The organism is Verrucomicrobiia bacterium (assembly GCA_035460805.1).
Classification (GTDB): Bacteria; Patescibacteriota; UBA1384; order CAILIB01; family CAILIB01; genus DATHWI01.
This window is the reverse complement of the sequence record DATHWI010000097.1, coordinates 1-3,034: the sequence shown is the minus strand read 5'-3', so window position 1 is coordinate 3,034 and position 3,034 is coordinate 1. Positions and strand designations below refer to the sequence as shown.

General features: G+C 55.1%; 1 tRNA gene and 1 rRNA gene. Both read right to left on the bottom strand.

Annotation, left to right across the window (positions count from 1 at the left end):
* A 23S ribosomal RNA gene (locus VLA04_03730) occupies positions 1-2,465 on the bottom strand; the annotation flags it as partial.
* A gap of 408 nt (positions 2,466-2,873) precedes the next feature.
* A tRNA-Ala gene (locus tag VLA04_03725) sits at positions 2,874-2,949 on the bottom strand.
* Between the last annotated feature and the right edge of the window lie 85 nt (positions 2,950-3,034).

Genomic DNA, 3,034 nt, shown 5'->3' with positions numbered 1-3,034 from the left:
CTCACGACGTTCTGAACCCAGCTCACGTACCACTTTAAATGGCGAACAGCCATACCCTTGGGACCTGCTCCAGCCCCAGGATGTGATGAGCCGACATCGAGGTGCCAAACGACTCCGTCGATATGGACTCTTGGGAGTCATCAGCCTGTTATCCCCGGCGTACCTTTTATCCGTTGAGCGATGGCCCTTCCACGTGGAACCACCGGATCACTATGACCGACTTTCGTCTCTGCTCGACTTGTCAGTCTCGCAGTCAGGCAGGCTTATGCCATTGCACTCGTCAGCTGATTTCCGACCAGCTTGAGCCTACCATCGCGCGCCTCCGTTACTCTTTGGGAGGCGACCGCCCCAGTCAAACTACCCGCCATGCAGGGTCCCGGTCCCGGATCACGGGACGCGGTTAGACATCAAAGAACAAAAGGGTGGTATTTCAACGTTGGCTCCACACCGGCTGGCGCCGGCGCTTCATAGCCTCCCACCTATCCTACACATCCATTCTCTAATGCCACTGCAAAGCTATAGTAAAGGTGCACGGGGTCTTTCCGTCTAACCGCGGGTACTCCGCATCTTCACGGAGAATTCAATTTCGCTGAGTTGGTGCTGGAGACAGCGGGGAAGTCGTTACGCCATTCGTGCAGGTCGGAACTTACCCGACAAGGAATTTCGCTACCTTAGGACCGTTATAGTTACGGCCGCCGTTTACCGGGGCTTCGATTCAGAGCTTGCACTCCTCCTCTTAACCTTCCGGCACCGGGCAGGCGTCAGACCCTATACGTCGTCTTACAGACTTCGCAGAGCCCTGTGTTTTTGTTAAACAGTCGCCACCCCCTGCTCTGTGCCCCCCATCCATGGTTGCCCATGAATAGGGCCCTCTTCTTCCGAAGTTACGAGGGCAATTTGCCGAGTTCCTTCAACACCATTCTCTCAAGCGCCTTGGTATGCTCTACCAGCCCACCTGTGTCGGTTTCGGGTACGGTCTATGCGCTGGCGTTATTTCCTGGAACCCCTTCGAAGCCCCGGTAATCCAATAAACCGGAACAACACACGGAATTCGTCACGTCCAGCAGGCCCTGGAATATTAACCAGGTTCCCATCGACTACGGCTGTCGCCCTCGTCTTAGGGGCCGGCTCACCCTGCGCGGATTAACCTTGCGCAGGAACCCTTGGGCTTTCGGCGACAGAGTTTCTCACTCTGTTTGTCGCTACTCATGTCAGCATTCTCACTTCCGGTGCCTCCAGCATGCCTTACGACACACCTTCACAGGCTTACGGAACGCTCCGCTACTACTTGATGATCCCGTAGGATCATCAAATCCGCATCTTCGGTGTATGGCTTTAGCCCCGATACATTTTCGGCGCAGGACGGCTTGTCTAGACCAGTGAGCTATTACGCTTTCTTTAAAGGATGGCTGCTTCTAAGCCAACCTCCTGGTTGTCTTGGCCTTCCCACTTCCTTTCCCACTTAGCCATAACTTGGGGACCTTAGATGGCGGTCTGGGCTCTTCCCCTCTCGACCACGGACCTTAGCACCCGTAGTCTGTCTGCCAGGCTCTAACCCGACGGTATTCGGAGTTTGGTTAGGTTTGGTAAGGATCGCTCCCCCCTAGCCCATCCAGTGCTCTACCCCCGTCGGTGAACGCCTGACGCTCTACCTAAATAGATTTCGCGGAGAACCAGCTATTTCCGAGTTTGATTGGCCTTTCACCCCTAGCCACAGATCATCCAGTACCTTTTCAACGGTAATTGGTTCGGTCCTCCAGCCGGTGTTACCCGACCTTCAACCTGTCCATGGCTAGATCACCCGGTTTCGGGTCTAATCCTACGAACTCAAGCGCCCTATTCAGACTCGCTTTCGCTACGCCTCCGCCTATCGGCTTAAGCTTGCTCGTAAGACTAAGTCGCTGACCCATTATACAAGAGGTACGCGGTCACGGCTCAGGGCCGCTCCCACTGCTTGTAGGCATTCGGTTTCAGGTTCTATTTCACTCCCCTCATCGGGGTGCTTTTCACCTTTCCCTCACGGTACTTGTTCACTATCGGTCACTGAGGAGTACTTAGGCTTGGAGGGTGGTCCCCCCATCTTCAGACAGGATTGCTCGTGTCCCGCCTTACTCAAGAACCACGACGTTGATTACCCATACGGGGCTATCACCCACTCTGGCCCGCCTTTCCAGACGGTTCTGGTTGCAACATCGTAGCTACTGGCCTGGTCCGCTTTCGCTCGCCACTACTCGCGGAGTCTCGGTTGATGTCCTTTCCTCCAGGTACTGAGATGTTTCAGTTCCCTGGGTTCGCTTCCACAGCCTATGTATTCAGCTGAGGATGACCTTGCGGCCGGGTTGCCCCATTCGGAGATCCACGGATCAAAGGCTGCTCGCGCCTCCCCGTGGCTTATCGCAACGTGCTACGTCCTTCATCGCCTCTCAGTGCCAAGGCATCCACCAAATGCCCTTAAACGCTTGATCTAACCCATCGCACACAGTGATAAACAGACCATCTTCGATGCGAACCTAACGGTCCGCAGTCGCTGAACAACCGCCTCATGCAGCTCTTGTCTTCTGCATCAGCAGCCCTTCAGAAGTCCGATCCCAAGCTCTCGCTTGAGACCAGCAGAAGAACCTTCGGAGCTCTCCTTACCTTCCATCCCGTGCACAACGGCTCGGCACAACTTAGCTACTTCATTTACTCGTGCACTGTCCGAACCCAACCTCATCGCCACACACCAGCAAACGCCAGCATGCGCGCGTGAACTTGCGTCCAAACGTGCTTTGCATCCGATCCACAATGTCAAACAGCCAAAGAACAAAGTCGACGATCCGCAGATCTTCGAGCCATGTCCTCAATTTTCTTTCTTTCTCGAGAGGTCAGGAAACTGGTGGAGCCGAACGGGATCGAACCGATGACCTCCTGCTTGCAAAGCAGGCGCTCTCCCAGCTGAGCTACGGCCCCAATCAACTAGCCCACCCTGCTTTTATCGATCTCGAGCCCCATCGAGGGGCTCTCTCGCTCGATTGCAGGCGCTCGATGCTTTCAG